15 protein-coding genes and 3 pseudogenes (2 of these 18 running past the window's edge) are annotated in these 19,561 nt (G+C 43.4%); 15 read left to right on the forward strand and 3 right to left on the reverse strand.

Annotated features, from left to right (window positions below; genetic code table 11):
- From A2048_03610 to A2048_03620, 3 genes and pseudogenes are all read left to right on the forward strand, one after another.
- Positions 1 to 1,566 (forward strand): annotated as a pseudogene (locus A2048_03610) (hypothetical protein).
- Between the two features lie 57 nt (positions 1,567 to 1,623).
- Entirely contained in the window at positions 1,624 to 2,637 is a 1,014-nt protein-coding gene (locus A2048_03615; protein ID OGP08704.1) for a hypothetical protein, read from the forward strand.
- A gap of 52 nt (positions 2,638 to 2,689) precedes the next feature.
- Positions 2,690 to 5,506 (forward strand): excinuclease ABC subunit A, encoded by a 2,817-nt coding sequence (locus tag A2048_03620; GenBank protein OGP08705.1) that lies wholly within the window; start codon positions 2,690 to 2,692, stop codon positions 5,504 to 5,506.
- Here the strand turns inward: A2048_03620 and A2048_03625 are convergent.
- Positions 5,485 to 5,715, reverse strand: coding sequence for a hypothetical protein (locus A2048_03625; protein ID OGP08706.1), 231 nt, complete (start codon positions 5,713 to 5,715; stop codon positions 5,485 to 5,487). The genes A2048_03620 and A2048_03625 overlap by 22 nt on opposite strands.
- A gap of 86 nt (positions 5,716 to 5,801) precedes the next feature.
- On the opposite strand from A2048_03625, the gene A2048_03630 reads away from it, so the two are divergent.
- From A2048_03630 to A2048_03640, 3 genes are read left to right on the forward strand one after another with little or no spacing between them, the layout of a single operon-like run.
- Positions 5,802 to 6,677, forward strand: coding sequence for a hypothetical protein (locus A2048_03630; protein OGP08707.1), 876 nt, complete (start codon positions 5,802 to 5,804; stop codon positions 6,675 to 6,677).
- Complete coding sequence (locus A2048_03635) at positions 6,674 to 7,396, forward strand: hypothetical protein (protein ID OGP08708.1); 723 nt, start codon at positions 6,674 to 6,676, stop codon at positions 7,394 to 7,396. Before A2048_03630 ends, A2048_03635 begins: the two co-directional genes overlap by 4 nt.
- Positions 7,393 to 7,854 carry a hypothetical protein gene (locus tag A2048_03640; GenBank protein ID OGP08709.1) on the forward strand — a complete coding sequence of 154 codons (462 nt, stop codon included), beginning with the start codon at positions 7,393 to 7,395 and terminating at the stop codon, positions 7,852 to 7,854. Before A2048_03635 ends, A2048_03640 begins: the two co-directional genes overlap by 4 nt.
- Positions 7,855 to 7,857: 3 nt before the next feature.
- Here the strand turns inward: A2048_03640 and A2048_03645 are convergent, their stop codons facing one another.
- Entirely contained in the window at positions 7,858 to 8,232 is a 375-nt protein-coding gene (locus tag A2048_03645) for a hypothetical protein (GenBank protein OGP08710.1), read from the reverse strand.
- 54 nt (positions 8,233 to 8,286) lie between these two features.
- Between A2048_03645 and A2048_03650 the strand changes: the two genes are divergently transcribed.
- Positions 8,287 to 9,135 (forward strand): hypothetical protein, encoded by an 849-nt coding sequence (locus A2048_03650; GenBank protein OGP08711.1) that lies wholly within the window; start codon positions 8,287 to 8,289, stop codon positions 9,133 to 9,135.
- A gap of 28 nt (positions 9,136 to 9,163) precedes the next feature.
- Here the strand turns inward: A2048_03650 and A2048_03655 are convergent, their stop codons facing one another.
- Positions 9,164 to 9,559 carry a hypothetical protein gene (locus tag A2048_03655; protein ID OGP08712.1) on the reverse strand — a complete coding sequence of 132 codons (396 nt, stop codon included), beginning with the start codon at positions 9,557 to 9,559 and terminating at the stop codon, positions 9,164 to 9,166.
- A 162-nt stretch (positions 9,560 to 9,721) separates the two neighbouring features.
- On the opposite strand from A2048_03655, the gene A2048_03660 reads away from it, so the two are divergent.
- Entirely contained in the window at positions 9,722 to 11,614 is a 1,893-nt protein-coding gene (locus tag A2048_03660; protein ID OGP08713.1) for a tRNA uridine-5-carboxymethylaminomethyl(34) synthesis enzyme MnmG, read from the forward strand.
- A 490-nt stretch (positions 11,615 to 12,104) separates the two neighbouring features.
- Complete coding sequence (locus tag A2048_03665) at positions 12,105 to 12,785, forward strand: hypothetical protein (protein ID OGP08714.1); 681 nt, start codon at positions 12,105 to 12,107, stop codon at positions 12,783 to 12,785.
- A gap of 130 nt (positions 12,786 to 12,915) precedes the next feature.
- Positions 12,916 to 13,719: a sporulation initiation inhibitor Soj gene (locus A2048_03670; GenBank protein ID OGP08715.1), complete on the forward strand. Its 804-nt coding sequence runs from the start codon at positions 12,916 to 12,918 to the stop codon at positions 13,717 to 13,719.
- Positions 13,720 to 13,751: 32 nt separating this feature from the next.
- Positions 13,752 to 14,645 carry a hypothetical protein gene (locus A2048_03675; protein OGP08719.1) on the forward strand — a complete coding sequence of 298 codons (894 nt, stop codon included), beginning with the start codon at positions 13,752 to 13,754 and terminating at the stop codon, positions 14,643 to 14,645.
- Between the two features lie 246 nt (positions 14,646 to 14,891).
- Positions 14,892 to 16,562 (forward strand): hypothetical protein, encoded by a 1,671-nt coding sequence (locus tag A2048_03680; protein ID OGP08716.1) that lies wholly within the window; start codon positions 14,892 to 14,894, stop codon positions 16,560 to 16,562.
- Between the two features lie 225 nt (positions 16,563 to 16,787).
- Positions 16,788 to 18,317: a hypothetical protein gene (locus tag A2048_03685; GenBank protein OGP08717.1), complete on the forward strand. Its 1,530-nt coding sequence runs from the start codon at positions 16,788 to 16,790 to the stop codon at positions 18,315 to 18,317.
- 20 nt (positions 18,318 to 18,337) lie between these two features.
- Positions 18,338 to 19,561 (forward strand): annotated as a pseudogene (locus tag A2048_03690) (hypothetical protein); it runs 39 nt beyond the window's last position.
- Positions 19,551 to 19,561, forward strand: a pseudogene (locus A2048_03695) (hypothetical protein) (it continues 1,237 nt past the right edge of the window). Before A2048_03690 ends, A2048_03695 begins: the two co-directional pseudogenes overlap by 50 nt.

Genomic DNA, 19,561 nt, shown 5'->3' on the forward strand with positions numbered 1-19,561 from the left:
TATAGTTCAAAGTGCAGCGATGAAATAAGATCACAAAGTGGTTGTCAATACTTAGCCTCGGTTGTGATGGTGCCGGGGGATCATGCTATTGTGGAGGACGATACGGATGCAGATAGAATTACGGATGCTGAGGATAATTGTCCTAATATAGCAAATGCCGGTCAGGAAGATACGGATGATGATGGTGTGGGAGATGTATGTGATGAGCGAGTATGGAGTAATGGAGAAACACTCAAAACCACCTCAGGACGGCAATATAGTTTATCTTTCTCATCTAACACTTCGGGACAAGCCATAGTTTTGTGGCAGCAAATCGAAGCTAATATTCCTAAAGGAGAAATCTGGTATAGTTTTTATTCTGCTGGAGAAGGTTGGAGCCAAGCAAGCCGTATTGTGGCTAACAATCCAAAGCATGCCTCATCTCCTCGTGTTGTTCTGAATGAACAGGGAAAGGCTACAGCTTTATGGCTGGAGACGGTGTTTCAGCGCGATGCTGATGGGGAGCGCGAGTTAAATTTACCTGGGCGTATTGTTATTACGCATTTTGATCCAGTTACTAAAAATTGGGAACCGTCACAACCTTTTACTAACAGGGATAGTAAATATAAAGGAATTCGACTTACTTCAAACAAGACGGGTCACATGATAGTAACCTGGAATGAAGCAGATGCTCAACAATGTAACCTTCGTGTTAGAAGTTCAATAGATGGACAACGGTGGACCCCGGAAGAAAATCTGGTGATAAATGTGCCTTCTACTTTTTCTTGCTTGGCCAAGGTAGCCATTGATTCACAAGGAAGAGGTCTAGTTGTATGGGAACATTTTAGACCTAACCACCAAACAATTATCGAATATAGACAAATCAATGCAGGTCAGGCTTTACGTGGAAATAATGGGGTTATTGAAACGGAAAGACCTCCCTATCCTCCTTATTTGGCAATGAATTCTTCTGGGGATGCAGTGATTTATTGGAATGAAAACAAGCCGGGGCCGGACCCTCGTAATCCAGGAGTAAATAGGGATATAGTGGCTGTTAGATATAAGCTTGATCAGGGGCTACTAGGCGAAGCCATCATTGTTGAGTCTCATCCACAAGATACCGCTCCTGGCGCAGCCATTGTGGATAGTCGAGGAATTCCATATATTTTATACGATCAGCGAGTGGCTGCCGGTAATAATTCGACTTATGATGTAGGGGCCGCCAGTTTTGGAGAAGAAGTTTGGTCAAGTCTTTCTTTAGTTCATCCAGCCACCGAAGTCGGATTCAATGATCCCCATATTCTTCTTGATGCAGCCGAGAATAAAATTGTTCTTTGGGAACAATTGGCTCGTGGGGATGGATTCGAAGCGAGTGCGCAAAGTTTGATCCTGGGACCCGATTATCAACCTCAGGGCCAACCTGTCACTATTGATCTTGGCTTATCAGGAATGTTTTCCATTGAAGATTTTGAATTGGGCCTTGGCCTTGGAAATCAAGCCATAGCGGCATGGATCGTGAGAACAGGTCGCGATGAAGGCGGGCAACATATTGAAGAATCACATATTGTGACGGCCCATTTTCAATGACGACAGATGTTAAAATTTCTTGATAAAGGTTATTACTTTTTATGTGTAATAACAGCAATGCTGATTATGAAGCCAAAATTGAAATATGAATTCTTAATACGACCCACCATTTTTCTCTCCATAGCTCTCCTTTCGGCCTGTGGTGGTGGTGGATCATCGGGTGGCGGTGCTTCAAAGAGCATCATGCCCAGTGCTAGTGCTTTAAAGGGAAGCGGGCCTTCCCGAATAGCCGATGGTCGTTACACCCTTTTTGGTGTTTTTGATCAGGTCAGTGATCGTGAAAATTGTACGGCTGTTGATCGGGACCAGCGTGAAAAAAGCCAGGTGATTACGTTAACGGTGGAAGGTAATACTTGCACGGTGATCAGTTTTGATACACCTGACAAAGCCGTTTTTGATTTAAAAGAGGTAAGAGGCCGGGAACTTGCTTGCAAGGTATCTGAAAAAAGCATTGTCGTGGATACCCGCTTTACCACTCAAGTGGGTAATGGTTGTTCGGCAACCATCCATGAAGTACTACGTGCCGATGTCAATAATGGCCAGGTCGCCAATGATTGTCAAACAGAGGATTTTTCCCAGGATAGGGCCTTGTTCAATGCTAATGCGGTTGATGATGCTGCCACTTATGTCGGCTGTGTCGGTTTTGAAAATCATTATAGTTCCAAGTGCGATGAGGCCCTCAGATCACAAAATGATTGCCAATATTTGGCCTCGATTGTGATGGTGCCTGTAGATGATGGCACCGAAAACGATACCGATGGCGATGGATTCCCTGATGATCAGGACAATTGTCCGGATATCACCAATCCCAGCCAAGCAGACAAAGATGGCGATTTTATCGGAGACGCTTGTGATCAAACCCTGGCTGAAGATTTATTGTGCAAGAACAGTTGGCATTGCCCCCAAGGACAGCATTGCTTGAATGGAATGTGTTTACCGGCCGAATATGACCCGGATCAGCGAAAAATATGTTTGGGATCTCAACAATGTGCTCTTGGACAAAGATGTGAAAATGGCCGTTGCACAGGGGCTGATCCCGGGCGGCTTAATTTTTTCCCTAGTCTGAACTAACATACAAACCCCAGTTGCGCTTTTTGCTGCTTTTTCATAAGACTTCATTCTTATGGAACCCAAATACATCTTTGTCAAAGGGGCGCGGCAGCATAATTTAAAAAATATCGATGTCAAAATCCCGCGCAATCAACTGGTGGTGATTACCGGCCTTTCCGGCTCGGGCAAATCATCCCTGGCTTTTGACACCATTTATGCCGAAGGTCAGCGAAGGTATGTCGAATCACTTTCGGCCTATGCCCGCCAGTTTCTTGAACAAATGGGAAAGCCCGATGTGGATTTTATTGAAGGCCTCTCCCCTGCCATTTCCATTGAGCAAAAGGCCGCCAGCCATAACCCGCGATCCACCGTGGGGACTGTCACCGAAATTTATGATTATCTCCGGCTGCTTTTTGCCCGGATAGGAAAAGTCTATTGCCATGAATGCGGCAAACCCATTACCGCCCAAACAATTACACAAATGGTTGACCGGGTTATGGAGTTGCCTGAGGGGACAAAACTTTTTCTGCTTGCCCCCATCGTGCGGGCCCGAAAAGGGGAATATCACAGGGAATTAAACGATCTTAAAAAACAGGGGTTTTCACGTGTGCGTATCGACGATGTTGATTACGAATTGGATGCCACTCCCATCCTCGACAAAAAAAAGAAGCACACCATTGAATTGTTTGTTGATCGGTTGGTCCTAAAAAAAGGATTGGAACAGCGTCTGGCCGATTCTTTTGAAACGGCGGTCAAGTTTTCAGGCGGGCTGGTCAAGGTGGAAGTACTTTCCGACAAAACCCATTTTTTGTTTTCAACACGCAATGCCTGTGTGGATTGCGGTATTAGCTATCCGGAAATTGAGCCCCAGCTTTTTTCTTTTAATAGCCCCCAAGGGGCCTGCCCTACCTGCGATGGTTTGGGGCATAAAATGTTTTTTGATCCGGAACTGGTGGTCCCCAATCCCAATCTGTCCCTTCGAGAAGGGGCCATTGCCCCATGGGCGGGCAAGTCCGCTGTTTATTACACTCAGGTTTTTATATCGCTGGCCAAACATTATTCTTTTAATATTCTCACCTCCTTTAAAGATCTCCCCAAAAAAATCCGTGATGTTCTCATGTTCGGTTCCGGCGAGGAGGAAATCCAGTTTTCCATCGAAAAAGGCGAAGGGCGGCATTATTACAAGGCCCCTTTTGAAGGGGTTATTGCAAGCCTTTCGCGCAAATATCAGGAGGCAACGGGAGACTGGTTTCGCGAAGAGTTGGAAAAATTCATGAATATCCAACCCTGCCCCGCTTGTGATGGAAGCCGCCTGAAAAAAGAATCCCTGAGCATTCGCATTGGAAATAAAAACATCCACGAACTGACGGCACAATCCACACTCAATTTGAAATCATGGTTTAAAGAAATTTCGTGGACCAAAACCGAAATGGTGATTGCCAAGCGTATCTTGAAAGAATTGGAAGAGCGCCTCGGTTTTTTGGTGGATGTGGGACTGGATTATCTTACTTTGGATCGCGCCTCCTCTACTCTTTCCGGAGGGGAGGCCCAGCGCATACGCTTGGCCAGTCAAATTGGTTCCTCTCTTATGGGGGTCATGTATGTGCTTGATGAACCAAGCATAGGATTGCATCAACGTGACAATGACCGCCTGATTGCCACACTTAAAAAATTACGTGATCTTGGAAATACGGTTTTGGTCGTGGAACATGATGAAGACACCATTTGCCAGGCTGATCATGTCATTGATATGGGGCCGGGGGCTGGGAGTCATGGAGGGCATATTGTGGCTCAAGGCTCCCCCCAGGCCATTGAAAAAAACAAGAATTCATTAACGGGCCAATATCTTTCCGGAAAAAAAGAAATTCCCATTCCTTCCAAGCGCCGTACCTTTGGTTCCAAAAAAATTATTCTTAAAGAAGCCCGTTGTCATAATTTAAAGAATGTTGATGTCCCCATTCCTTTGGGAATGCTTGTGGGAATTACAGGAGTGTCGGGTTCCGGCAAATCATCTTTGATTAATGACACCCTCTACCCTGCCCTTTGTCAGCATTTGTATCATTCGCGCATGATCTGTGGCCCCTACTCGGGAATTGAAGGATTAGACCACATTGATAAAGTGGTTAACATTGATCAATCTCCCATTGGCCGCACGCCACGCTCCAACCCGGCAACCTATACAGGTTTGTTCTCTCCTCTCCGTGATTTATTTGCGGAACTCCCTGAGTCAAAGGCCCGTGGCTACAGGCCGGGACGTTATTCTTTTAATGTCAAAGGGGGGCGTTGCGAAGCCTGCGAAGGGGATGGTGTTATCCGTATTGAAATGCATTTTTTGCCCGATGTTTATGTGCAGTGCGATCAATGTCACGGCCGGCGTTATAATCGGGAGACTTTGGAAATTCAGTATAAAGGAAAAAATATTTCAGAAATTTTGAGCATGACGGTGGAACAAGGGTCCGATTTTTTAAAAAACATCCCGTCCGTCCATGATAAATTGGCCACCTTGATTGAAGTGGGGCTTGATTACATCGAACTGGGACAATCAGCCACCACCCTTTCAGGGGGTGAAGCGCAAAGAATCAAACTGGCCAAAGAACTTTCCAAGCGTGCCACTGGCCGCACCCTTTATATTTTGGATGAACCCACCACAGGGCTTCATTTTGAGGACATTTTAAAGCTTCTTCATGTTTTGAATAAATTGGTGGATGCAGGAAACACCGTTATTGTCATTGAGCACAATCTGGATGTCATCAAATCATGCGATTATTTAATTGATTTGGGTCCTGAAGGTGGGGATCGAGGTGGAAATATTGTTGCCGTGGGAACACCTGAAGAAATTGCCAAAAATAAAAATTCATTTACAGGGCATTATTTGAAGAAGATTTTGTAAGGGCGACCAAAAGTTGAACTATTCGGGAGCTTGCTGTCGAGTAGTTCAAAAACGCTTTTCAAAAAAGAGTCTTTTAAAAGAGCGATGGTAAGCCAAATTTTAATGTTATACGACATAATATCCGTCCCCCATCCTTTTATAAACATGTACATTTTACTAAAACAGTTTTTTGTCAAAAAATTCCAATTTATTTTCATTCCCTCAATCATTAAAAACACTTTAAAATTATATATTTATTTATGTACATATTTATGTACGTAAAAAGAATGTTGACTCGAAGGCTCATTTCAATAAAATGTACGTAATTTTGGACATTCCTATGTTTGAAATAGACGACCCAAAACTGGGTAAAATTAAATTTATCAATATTACTGAAGCTCGGGCTCAAATTGCGGCAATCACGCAAGATAAAGAGTGCAGCTATGTTTTGACTAAAAATAATAAACCCATCCGGGTTATTGTTAATTACGATCTTTTTCATCAATGGCAGCAGCAAGAAGTCTCTCGTACGGATTCCAAACCTTTTGATAAATCCATTCTTCAGGGCCTGCTTGAAGGACGTGAACAAGATCTTAAAAAAACGGTTGTTTCCAAGCTCCAAGAGGAATGGATAAGCAAAAATATGCCACTTTCTAGTTCTGTGGCTGATACCTCTATGGCCCCCCCCCAAGAAGACATTTTGGCAGACCCCCTACCCTCCTTGGATATTTTTCCGGAATCTTCACCGGATTATTTTTCAGAAATTCCTTTGGAAACTATGCCGGAAGCTTCTGTCGCTTTACCCTCTTCTGTTAAAGAAGAGGCCGTTCCCCTGCCCCCCAAAGAATCCGCACCCTTAAGCCCTGAAGAACAATCTCGGCAAGATTATTATGCTCGTTTCCGAAAATTGTATGAATCAGCCCCTGCCCATCAGGCTGCCAAGTCAAAATCAGCCTCTTCTTATTTTGATCCACAAACTTCATTTGAATCATCTTATAGCCGGATCAAGGTGGAACCCGCAGGTTTGATAAAACCTGAAAAAACAACCCAAGCTGAGTCCGCGGCAACCAAATCAAAATCATCGGCCGATATTCCTTCTATCCAGGATTTGCTTAAAGAATTGGAAGGTGAACCCTTATCCGACGAACAGTCCCCGCCTTCTGTGGGGGACCTGCTTAAAAAATTGTCATGAAAAACTGGTTTATAAAAAGAAAAAAGACCCTCTCCCCTTCTTTCAAATCTTTTAATGGCTTAAACAACCTGTCTGAAAAAGATTTGGTTGAAACCCTTACTTTTTCCGAGGAAAAAGAATGGGAAAAAAATCTTCCTGAATTGGAAGGGAAAAAAGTCCTTTTTTATCTGAATGCGGCCAATCAGCATTTGCTTCACAAAATCAGCCAGAAAAATCCAAAAGCTGTTTATGTGCTCTTTGAAGATGGGGCCCTTATTTTAGCCAATGAAAAAAATATTTATTACATTCGGAGTGAGCTCAAACTTGCTCCGTTAAAAACGGGTTTTGCCGATGTTCTCATTGTATCTTTGGCCTCCTTATATAAGGAAGATGCCTTGGCCGTTCTTGAATTTTTAAGCCCCATGCTGGCTCATAACGGACGCATGATGCTTTCTGTGATTCATCCATTCCTGGAAATTTTATTGTATAACCAAAATCCGGCCCAACAGACCAGGGCGCGTTATCAGCTTCAGGATTACCTGCGTCGGCTTCGTGAAAATGATTTGTATGTTGAAACGATTAAAGAAGGGCTGATCGACAAAGATTTGAAACCGTTCCTGGTCAAAAAACAGGATGAACAAATTTACCATGAAACATCGGGGATTCCGCTTGTCCTTTTTTTGAAAGCTGTTAAATTTGTAAGCACCGTACAAAGAGAAATTCAAAAACAATCCGCATGAAAATTGAAGACAATCTTAAACTTTTAAAAATCACCATTCCTCAATTAGCTAAACCTGTAGGGACCTATGTGCCGGCTATTCGAACAGGGCATCTGGTTTTTACTTCAGGCCAGCTTCCTTTAACCGATGGGCGGCTTAATTTTAAGGGTAGGGTAGGGAAGGACGTTACGGTAGAAAATGGGCAGCGCGCAGCAAAAATTGCAGTGATTAATGCCTTGTCAGCCGTGCAATGGGTGGTGGGGGATTTAAACAAGGTTAAAAAAGTCGTGAAGCTTACAGGGTATGTCTGTTCGGCCATTGGTTTTAATGATCAAGCCAAGGTGATGAATGCGGGTTCTGAATTGCTGACCCAAATTTTTGGGGAAGAAGAGGGGGCCCATGCCCGCACAACTATTGGCTGCATTGAGTTGCCCCTGGGTTCGTGTGTTGAAGTTGATTTGATTGTTGAAGTGAAATAAAAACTACAGAATGTATCGTGTCATCCAAATTCCCGCCCAAGCCGCAGTGAGAGTCCCTGCAAGAGTAGCGCCGATGTAGGCCAAACCCAACAAGCTTTCCCCACTCATCAACAGCGTCAAGCTTTCCAGACTAAAAGTTGAAAAAGTGGTGAATCCTCCTAAAAATCCCGTTATCCAAAAAAGTTTGGTTGATTCAGAAGAACCCTCTCTTGTAAGAATTCCCCCAAGAATCCCAATAAGGAAACACCCGACAAGATTGATCAAGAAAGTTCCCCACGGAAACCCATGGGTGACAAAGGGGTTAAGAAATTTTGAAATAAGCCAGCGAGCTACAGATCCAAGCCCGCCGCCCAAACCAATGACGAAAAAATGGTTCATTGTTTTTTAAACATTAGATTGACGAAGGCTTTTGGGCAAGCTTAAAAATGTTTCATGAAAAAAATTCGTATCGATCAACTATTGGTTGAAAGGGAACTTGCCCCTACAAGAGCTAAGGCACAGGCATTGGTGATGGCCGGTGTTGTTTTTTGCGGTACACAAAAAATTGAAAAATCCTCCCAGACTTTTGAACCCAGTGCACCCATCCACGTCAAACAAAAAGATCACCCCTATGTGGGCCGGGGAGGTGTCAAACTAAAAGCGGCGCTGGATTATTTTAAATATCCCATTGCAGAAAAAATTTGTCTGGATGTGGGGGCCTCAACGGGCGGGTTTACAGATTGTCTATTACAAGCGGGAGCCAAAAAAGTGTATGCGTTGGATGTGGGGTATGGCCAGCTGGATTCTCGTTTGCGTAACGACCCACGCGTTGTTGTTTTGGAAAAAATAAATTTTCGGAATTATGATTTTAAGGATTTAACGAATCCTATCGATGTTGTCACGGTGGATGTCTCATTCATTTCATTGGAATTGATTCTACCTAAAGTGGCGGAGTTGTTTCAAAAAAAAGTCAATGCTCAGGCTTTTGATAATTCGACTTTGCTTACTACAGGCCCCATTGGCTTCGACTCCGCTCAGCCACCGGTCCCTGAGCGGAGTCGAAGGACGGGGACACATTCGGAAAAATATTTGATTGCTCTCATCAAACCTCAATTCGAAGTTGGCCCCAAAAATGTGGGCAAGGGGGGCGTTGTGACTTCCGAAGAAAAACGATCAGAAGCTGTTTTAAAAATAAAACATCTTTGTGAAAAGCTGGGTTTTAAAATAGACGAAATCATTCCTTCACCCCTTAAAGGGGCCCAAGGTAATGTTGAATATTTACTGGGGGGAACTTTACTGTAAGGGCGGTTTGCAAACCACCCCTACAAAATTAATTGGAATGAAGACCAACCACGTTGGCACCATCTTTACGTCCCATGGAACAGTTTCCTTCAAACACCGCACCTTCTTTAATGATAAGGGACGGAGCAGCAATGTCACCTTGAACGACCGCAGGCGCATTGATTTCGATTTTATTTTTTGCGATGATGTTCCCGTGAACCTCCCCTTGAATTTGGATGGAACCAATTTCAATTTTTCCTTCAACGTAACCGCCTTCACCGATGTAAAGATTCCCGTCAGAAAAAATTTCTCCCATGAATTTGCCATTAATAATGACAGTGCCTTCAAAGGTCATTTTTCCTTCAAAAGTGCATTCTTTGTCGAGAATGGTACTTACGGTCTGATTATCGGCAAGTTTTAATGCTTCACCTTTTTCTCCAAACATAATGAACCTCCTTTTATGTCATCAAACTTTTAGGTTTTTAGCAGGGACTGTTAAATTATTCAAGTTTGTTTTCTATCCCTTGTGTTATTTTTACACCCGGGTGTCAATGAATTTTGAAGGGGCCTTTACAATTGCGTGAGTATTTTGTAGAGGCCACGCTCTATGTCCAAAGTCTATGATGTCATTGTGGTGGGGGCGGGGCATGCTGGTTGTGAGGCGGCCCATGCATGCGCCCGTATGGGGCATGCAACTCTTATGCTTACGGGCAATGTGGATCGGATTGCCCACATGAGCTGTAACCCGGCTATTGGTGGGCTTGGGAAGGGGCATCTTGTTCGCGAAATTGATGCCTTGGGTGGGCTTATGGGAAAAATGGCCGATGCGACCGGAATCCAATTTCGAAAACTAAACACCAAAAAAGGTCCCGCAGTTCAAGGAACACGCTGCCAAAGCGACATGTTTGCCTATGCTCGAGCTGTGCGCAACGCCCTTGAGCAGCTAAGATTTTTAGAAATCAAGCAAGCCATTGCCGGACGCATTTTGGAAGAAGGTGGGCGTGTGGCAGGGCTTGAAACAGAAAGTGGTGAAATTTTTAAAGCCCGCACCGTTATCATTACGACCGGAACTTTTTTGCGCGGCCTGTGTCATATTGGGCTTAAAAGCCAGGCTGGAGGCCGAATTCCTGACTTTGCCTCATATTCATTGTCCCAGTCTTTAAAGGATTTGGGTTTTACTTTGGGGCGTTTAAAAACCGGGACAGTTCCTCGTTTGGATTCTCGTTCCATTGATTATTCTCAATTACCCGAACAATGGGGCGATGAGCCCAGACCGCGTTTTTCTTTTTCCAAAATTGAAAATCATTTACGTCAGGTTTGTTGCCACATTACCTATACCAATTTACAAACACATGACATTATTAGGCAAAATCTGGATCGTTCCCCCATGTATACAGGGGTGATCGAAGGTGTGGGGCCGCGGTACTGTCCTTCCATTGAAGATAAAATCCATCGTTTTGCCGACAAAGAACGTCATCAGATTTTTTTGGAACCCGTAAGTCTTGATACGCGTGAAATTTATCCCAACGGACTTTCAACTTCACTCCCCCATGATGTTCAAGTTTCCTTTTTAAGAACCATTCCCGGTTTGGAAAATGTTGAAATGATTCGTCCAGGCTATGCAGTGGAATATGATTATGTTCCTCCCACACAAATCAAGCATTCATTAGAAACCAAAGCGATTGCGGGTCTGTTTTTTGCGGGTCAAATTAATGGGACTACGGGTTATGAAGAAGCCGCCGCCCAAGGTTTGCTGGCGGGGATGAACGCAAGCCTTCTTTTAAAGGAAAAGGAACCCCTCATTTTTTCAAGATCGGAAGCTTATATGGGTGTACTTACAGATGATCTTGTGACCAAGGGAGTGGGGGGAGAACCCTATCGCCTCTTTACTTCGCGTGCGGAATACCGACTTTTATTGCGGGAAGACAATGCGGATTTCCGTTTGAGTCGTTATGGGTATGCAGCGGGTCTTTTGGCCAAAGATGACTATGAACAATTTTTGTTGAAAAAGAAAAATCAGGATGAGGCTTTTAAGTTTTTGGATCAATCAAGAATTTTCCCCACGGAAGAAACAAATAATAAACTTCTCGAATTGGGCCAAGCTCCTTTAAAAAATGCGGTTTCTGTTTCTGAATTTTTAAAACGCCCCAATCTTCCCTTTCATCTATTGTTGCTTTTGAACTTGCCTTATCAATCTCAATTAGAAAATCTTTTTAAAGAAGGGGTGGATACTTTGGTAACCGATCTCCGCTATGAGGGCTACATTAAGAAAAAAGAGTTTTATGGAAATGGAAAAACACAGTTGGAACGTTTTTTAATTCCCCAAAATTTTATTTATGAGGGAGTGAGTGGCCTTTCAAAAGAAGTTGTTGAAAAGTTAACAAAGGTGCGCCCTATTAATTTAGGACAAGCTTCTCGTATTCCTGGAATTACTCCCGCGGCGATTGATATCATCACCATCTACGTAAAGAAATTTAGCGTACAAAAAGATGTACATTAAAATGTACATAATTGTCGATGAACAACTTGGGGGCAAGCCCCCGAGTTTCATCCTGAGCGACCCTTCGACTCTCCGCCTGCGGCGGATCGCTCAGGGTTGATCCGTTTTTTTATTTCGGCCCCAAGGGGCCGAGTTTAAGTCGCAGGATCAATCTTTCATTTAAAAATATTCTTGATGTAAATATTTTTTAACTTCGGGCGGAAGGCCATAATATCCCGATGAAAGTGTTTTCCGGGATAAGTTGCCAATTTATCTAGTTTCACGTGAAACCATTATACGACATTCATCAAAACAATTAGGAATATTATACGACATATATACTGTAGGGGCGCTGCTTGCTGTGTCCCTTAATTGAACGTGTCTATGAGAGGGCGCGGCAAGCAGCGCCCCTACGGGAGACGTTTTCGAGGGGCGATTGATCGCCCTTACATTTTTTATCAGAATCCTAATTTATTCTTTGGGTCCTTTTTTGACCATGATAGAAGAGTGTATGCCCTCTCAAATCATTCATTTACTCAATGATCGATTGACTCAAAATAAAATCGATCTCCCAAGTGAACAAAAAGAAAAGATTTTGGTTTTTTTGGGTCTGCTTGAAGAGTGGAGAGAGACTTTCAATGTGACGGGGCACCGAAATTTTGAAGATATTATCGATAAAGATATTATGGATGGCCTTTATGCCGCTTCTGAGACCAGAACCCATCTTAAAGAGGTGAAAACGGTTCTTGATGTAGCTTGTGGAGCTGGATTTATTGGGCTTGCTTTTGCTCTTTTTAATCCTTTCAAAATTACCTTCTTGGATGCCGATAGAAAAAGAACCAATTTTATTCGGTATGTCCTTACTCAACTTCAAATGCCTCAACATAGTGTTATTCATGCCCGTCTTGAGGCTAAAAAAGACCAAAAGAACACTCCATTAGGAAAATATGATCTTATTGTGTGTCGTGCCACATGGAAAATAGATGAATTTTCAAATACTTGTATCAAATATGTACATAATGATGGACATCTTTTATTCATGGCAGGGAAAAATCAAAAAATAGACCACCCGCAAACACTTGAATTGTCTGGCCTAGCGGCTGATCCAATTATTTCTTATACAATCAAGCCAAAAAACTACGAACGCCAACTCATTTTTTTGAAAAAATCTGTTTCACGTGAAATTAGTTAAGTACACAATATGATTATATATTTTAAGGTATCTTTTCAAAATGCACATAAAAATGTACATTTTTATCTTGCTTCTTATCTCAAATATAAAGAAAATCGCCCTACATTATCCGACATAAAGGAGGTTTCACGTGAAAACAATAGTTCTTTGTAATCAAAAAGGAGGGGTTGGTAAAACAACCTCGACGGTTAATATTGGTACGGCTCTCGCCAGTTTTGGCAAAAAGGTCCTGATTATCGATATGGACCCTCAAGGAAACGCAGGAAGTGGTTTGGGAGTGAATAAATATCGAGTTGAAAAGAGTATTTATCATGCCTTGATTGGTGAGGTCAGCATGAAAAGCATTATCCGTAAAACGGATATAGAAAATCTTTTCATAGCTCCTTCCAACCGTGATTTGATTGGCGCCGAGCTTGAATTAGTGGCTGCCTTTGCCCGTGAAACAAAGCTCAAAAATGCTATTAAGGACATTCAAGACGAATTTGACGTTATTCTTATTGATAGCCCTCCCTCTCTTAACCTGTTGACAGTGAATGCGCTCACAGCAGCTGATTCAGTGATTATTCCAGTTCAATGTGAATATTATGCTTTGGAAGGAATTTCAGAGCTGGTTCATACCATTGATTTAATCCAGCAATCATTGAATCCTGATTTAACCATCGGGGGGATTGTATTAACCATGTTTGATACTCGTAACAATCTTTCACGCCAAGTTGAAAAGGAAGTGCGTTCTTATTTCAAAGAAAAAGCTTTTGAAACGGTGATTCCCCGCAGTGTGAAATTATCGGAATCCCCTTCGCACGGGAAACCCATTCAGCTTTACGATGCTAAATCACGAGGTGCTGAAATGTATCAAAAATTGGCTCAAGAAATTATTTATCGTTCCGGGCTTATCCAAAAAGGGGGCCTAGTTCTTGTTAATTCTAACAGTTAAACATTCAAACTTTTGAGGAGGAAAAAATTATGATGGAAGAAAGACGCGCTTTAGGCAGAGGGTTAAGTTCTCTTATCCCCATAGGAATTAGGTCGGAAGTCAGTAAGGTTTATATGGAATGTCCTTTGGGAGATGTGGTTCCCAATATCAATCAACCTCGAAAATTGTTTGATAAGTCGGCCATTGACGAATTGGCCGCTTCCATCGAAGAAAAAGGCATCTTGCAGCCCTTGATTGTGCGAGCTTTAGGGGGTGGTAAATATGAACTGATCGCAGGCGAGCGCCGTTACCGTGCCGCAAAACAACTTCATTTAGAAAAAGTTCCTGTCATTATTAAAGATGTTGATGCCAATGAAACTTTAGAATTGGCTCTTATTGAAAATATCCAACGCCAAGACTTAAATCCCGTTGAAGAAGCCTTGGCCTTCAAAGAACTGATTAGTAAATATCAATATACTCAGGATGAATTGGCCAAGCGTGTGGGTAAAGATCGGTCTAGCATTGCCAATACTTTGCGTTTACTCAAATTACCGGAAGATGTTCGTGCGTATATCATTGCGGGCAAAATTACCATGGGGCATGCACGGGCTCTTTTGGCTGTTGAAGATACCCAACTCCAGCAAAAATTAGCGGATGAAGTGATCAAAAACGATCTTTCGGTCCGTGAAATTGAAAACTGGGCCAAAAAATTTAAAGAAGCCGAAGAAAAAGCGGCTGAGAAAAAAGAAAAGCTGGAAGTCAAAGAAGTGGAAACCAGCATTTCAGATAATCATTCCCGCTATAAAGGTTTGGAAGAGGCTTTACGAAAAGCCCTGGCCACCAAGGTTGAAATTAAATCGTCGGGAGCGCGAGGTAAGCTAGTGATTTATTATTCTTCCGAAGATGATTTAAACCGGCTCTTTCAAGAGCTGTGCCCTGATTTTTAAAAGGTGTTTGGTTGTTCCATTTTCTCCTCCTCTAAAGCCCCTAAAAAAATTTTAGGGGCTTTGTTTTTTGGTCATTCATTTCTATCATTTTGATAACAGCAAATTTATTCAGAGTGATAAGTTTTCAATTTGAGAACATTCATATAAGAGAATAAATTAAATAGTCATTATTATTCAAATGATTACATGGCTTTCCCTTGGCATGGAGCTTGCTTAGTTAAAGGATAATGAAAGCGAGGGAAAGGTATGCGTTTTGAATTTGTTACAAATAATGGAAATGGAATAGGGCGTTCCATAGTTAAGTTTTTTGGGCTTTTATTGATTATTTTTTCTGTTTCTTGTGGTGGTGGGGCTGGGGGTGGCTCCGGATTTGGAGGTTTGGGCGGGCTTGGAGGGAATGGAGCCACCCAAGAGAGTAATAAAAAAGACGATGCCAAAGCTTTTGAGGCGGCGGGTGAGCCCATTGATATTCCTGTTCCCATCGCCAAGGGCATTGACCCCGTGGATGCAACTCGTGTTTCAGCTGATGTAGACCACGGTGGGCAAGCCAAACTTCATATTCCTTCACCCAAAACAAATTCTCTTTTCATGAATGTGGCTTATGCGGACGGTGTGGATGTTGGCATTTGCATTCAAGGCTTACCCGACACCGTTTTGGCTCATGCCAGTGTCAGAGCTTATGGTGCCAGTAGCCAATTATTGGCCACGATTACGGCGGATAATGTGGGAGGCTTTTCACAATGTTTGGAAGCCGGCGTAGGAGAACCTGTCGCTTTGTGTGTTTTTGAAAACGGGGCTTGTAGTGCTCCTGTTATTGTGACGGTTCAAGAAAAAGTTTTTCCTTTTAACGTAGCCCAAGTTTTTCCCTTTGCACGCCACAATCCTTACACCGTTCAAATTACCAATATAACTGATATCGAAAATAAAAAGCCGAACATGAACGCCGGCTTTGTAAGCTTTAATGCGTTGGATGCCGGTGGAACGCCGCATTTGGCTTATGTGCCTTCTTTATCGGGTGGTTTTTTTGAAAATTTTGCCAATCTTACTGAAGATGGGGATCATTTCCAGGTTCATCCGAGTGGAAGTGTGGCTGTTTATTTAAATCAGGGAGGTGATATTCGTTGTGTGCGTAGTGCCGATGGGCAAACAGTGACCATTTCGGATGCCCCCTTGCTGGGAAGATATTTAAGTCTTTCGCCCAATGGAAATTATGCAGCGACTGAAACAGCCGATGGTGAAGTTTTGATTGAGCCGGTGCAATGTGATGGAAGTGTGGCCACATCAAGTGATGGTATTGTGATTGGAATGACGGGTTTATCCGAAGATATTGAATGCACGTGGGTGGATAATAATCATCTTTTGTGCATTCGTGAATATCCCCAAGTGGCCATGGACACTTATTCCGGGCATTTCTTTGTTGAACAATATGATTTCAGCGGAACCAATCTGGATCAATACAAGGGAAAAACTTATTGGAAAAATTCAAGGGGCGTTGTGAATACGACCGATCCGGATATTAGCTGTCATCAATTGCGTAACCCCCAAGTAAAACCCATCACTCATGATGAGTTTAGTTTTGAGTGTGTGCGTGACTCAGGACGTGTTGATTTGTTTACCAGCGATTTTATGGCAGCCCATGTTGTTGTTGGAGAAAGTTTTGGGCATCGTGATTTATCCGGAAGTAATTATGCCCAGGATGGTTCCATTGTGTTTAATACCACTTTTGTGAAACAGGGAATGACAGAACAAGTGGTGGCTATTTTTGATGCGCTCGCCCAAAGTCCTTATGTTCTTACACCCGGAATTCAAGCTGTGGCTCACCCTCAAGATTCACGTTTGATTGGTTATTTAAGCATGGATGGTACGGGGGGGTTACAAGTAAGTGTCCTTAATCGTTATTTTTATTCTCTTCCGTAAAAAGGGCCAAATTTGCCATTTTCAAAATGAGAATTTGTCAATCATAGACGAGTTTTTCAAATCCTACTTCGGAAATTTTAAAATAAATTAGTAATATTAAATAGTTATACATGATGCGGCGGATCATTTTTGGCATGAACCTTGCAATTTAGTGGGTTATTCGGGAAGTCTTTGTATTCGTTAATAAAAGAGATGTGTTAAAATCAACACGGGGTTGGAACAAGTATGAGGAATGGATTTTTTAAAAACATTTTATTTCTTCTTTTTTTGTTTGGCCTTTTTGCCTGTGGTGGCGGTGGGCAGTCGTCCATGTCATGTGGCTCCATTTCTTCTGGCAGCAATGCCAGTGGAGAATCGATTGTTCCGGGAAGTGAATCACCCAATTTTTCAACCAGTGAGCCCATTGATATTCCTGTTCCCATTGCCAAGGGGGTTGACCCTGTGGATGCCACTCAATTCAGTTTTGAAATCAGTGGGGGTAATGGAAATATCAATCAGGCTTTAATGCAAGGTGTTTTGGCTTCGCATGGAGGAACGCACACCATTGTTTCGGGAAAAACCCAAGTGGCCAATGTGACAGTCGATGGTTATGTGAATGGAAATATTTTATGCACCGACACATCAGCTTCGGATCGCAGTTTCACCTGTGACATTGAAGGCAATGCCTGTGGGTCAGCCGTTTTATTTATTGTGCGTGGGGCCAATGGAACAGGGAGTTATCCGGTGACATTCATTTGTGATGCAGCCGATGATGTGATCGATACCGCCCATTCCAATCAATTCATCACAAACATCACAGGCAACCAAACAGTGGCCGTGGCGGCGGGAGATAATTATGCGGCCTATTGCACGCAAACAAATTCAGGCGAACTCTTGATGGCGCGTACTCTTATTGTGGGGGGGTTCCCATACCGGCTTACAGCATCGGGTGAACTTTCAGAATGCATGACTCAAATTGGTTTTGCCGATGATGAAACTTTTTTATTTGGGCTTGATTCGTCCGGTAATGTTTTAAGTGCACTTTTAGCGACGGGTGCCGTGACCGATTTAGGGGACACCGACGGCGATAGCATCGACAACTATATCGATGACGCTTACTTGGCGACGGCTATTGATGATGGTACGGGAACTTTAGTTTTGCAAAATATTGATACTTCCACCGCAACAGCAACTCAAATCGCGATTACCCCTGCCGAAGGGCAAGTGGATGTTTTGGAAGTGGCCCCGGCAACGGATACAGCTATTTTGGTGGCCAAAGAATTTAATGCGGGAACCAATGAAATGCAACTTTATGATCTCGATGGAACCATTGGGACGAATGCTTTCATTTCACCCATTACCCTGTTTGCTTCAGCCTGTCGCATGCGTAATCCCCAAGCGAATCCCGCCACGGATGGAACCGATTTTGTGTACGAGTGTCTGGATGGCAGTGACAACCGCAGTCTTTTTTACAGTGACGGGGTGACCCAAACAGAAATTGCAAGTGATGCAGATGGGTTGACCGATATTACCAACTGCACATGGACCACGGATGGCGAATTTGTTTTGTGTGATGCGATTCCCGATGAAGCGCCCACGGAGAGAATTATTTTTGCTTATGAGTTTGATACTGATGAAGTGACCCGTTTGTTCTATGGCCAAAAACCGCGTGGGGCCCCAACCTATTCTGAAGTGTTTGTTTATTTGGGTGAAGATACAACGGGCACACTCCAAGTGGGAGTACATAACCTTGCTTTGGATTCGCGATTTAATTGATGAGAACAAGGGAAGAGACAATGACCGATTTCATAAAAAAATTAATTTGGGGATTTGTGTTTGTGTTTGCTTTTGGGCAAGGCTGGGCTCATGCGGCCACATTTACGGTGAATAGTACAGACGATTCAGATGCCATCGGAACATGCGTGGCAGGAGGTGGAACTTGCACGCTTCGTGGCGCCATCAATGCAGCTGCAGCGTCGGCAGGAGCGGATACCGTCGAATTGACGGCTGCTACGACTTATACAATAAGTACAGATGGTAGCGGTTTTTTTGCGGATGCACTTCAATATACCAGCACGGATGATTTGACCATTAACTGCAATGGGGCTGTTATCGATTATGGTGGAGGAGTTTTTGGAGATTTTCGTGTTATGACCATTGATGATGGTGCGGGTACAACTACCATTACAATCAATGATTGCACCATTGACGGGTTTGATGTGGGGTCCCCTGAGGCGGCTGCAGCTTTTAATGTCGTGAACGGAGATTTGGTCATTAATGACAGCATCATTGAAAATTGTGTGGGCCATAATACTTTTGCAGGGGGGGGAGGAGCCATCCAGATAGGCTCGGGCACCACGGTGACCATTAATGGCAGTACTTTTTTATCCAATTCTACAGAGGATGTTGGAGCTGCCGTTTATGTCAACGCTGGTGGCACTCTCATCGTTACTGACAGTGCATTTGTCGATAACGAAGCAACTTTGATCGATGGCGGGGCCATTTATTCGGACGGAACGACCACGGTGACTACCTCCACTTTTTCACAAAATAGCGCTTCCAATGGTGGGGCCATCTATCTTGGTACTGGGACTCTCACATTAACCAATGTAACGATCGCTGATAACACCGCCAGCACTAATGGGGGAGGTGTCTATATAGAGGCGGGGACAACCATTAATCCCTTTAATTCCATTTTTTGTGACAACACAGCTACCGGAATTGGCAATGATGGGTTTTATAACGGTGCGGCTACAACGGGAGGGAATGCAACCAATATTGTTTGTGATACCATTGGCTTTGCTGCCGTTGGAGAAATTGGTGAAACGACGGCGGGGCTCGACGTTTTTTCTTCTTCAGCCACAGCCGGGCAATCTAATTATCCCTTGCTTGGAACAAGCGTTGCCATCGATGCAGGTACAGCGGCCCAGTGTGCGGCTGATGACCAGCTTGATAATGCATGGAGTGGTGCGGCTTGCGAAATTGGGGCCATTGCCCTTACATCTACCGATGGTTGCATT

The sequence above is a fragment of the Deltaproteobacteria bacterium GWA2_45_12 genome, assembly GCA_001797365.1.
Classification (GTDB): Bacteria; UBA10199; UBA10199; order UBA10199; family UBA10199; genus UBA10199.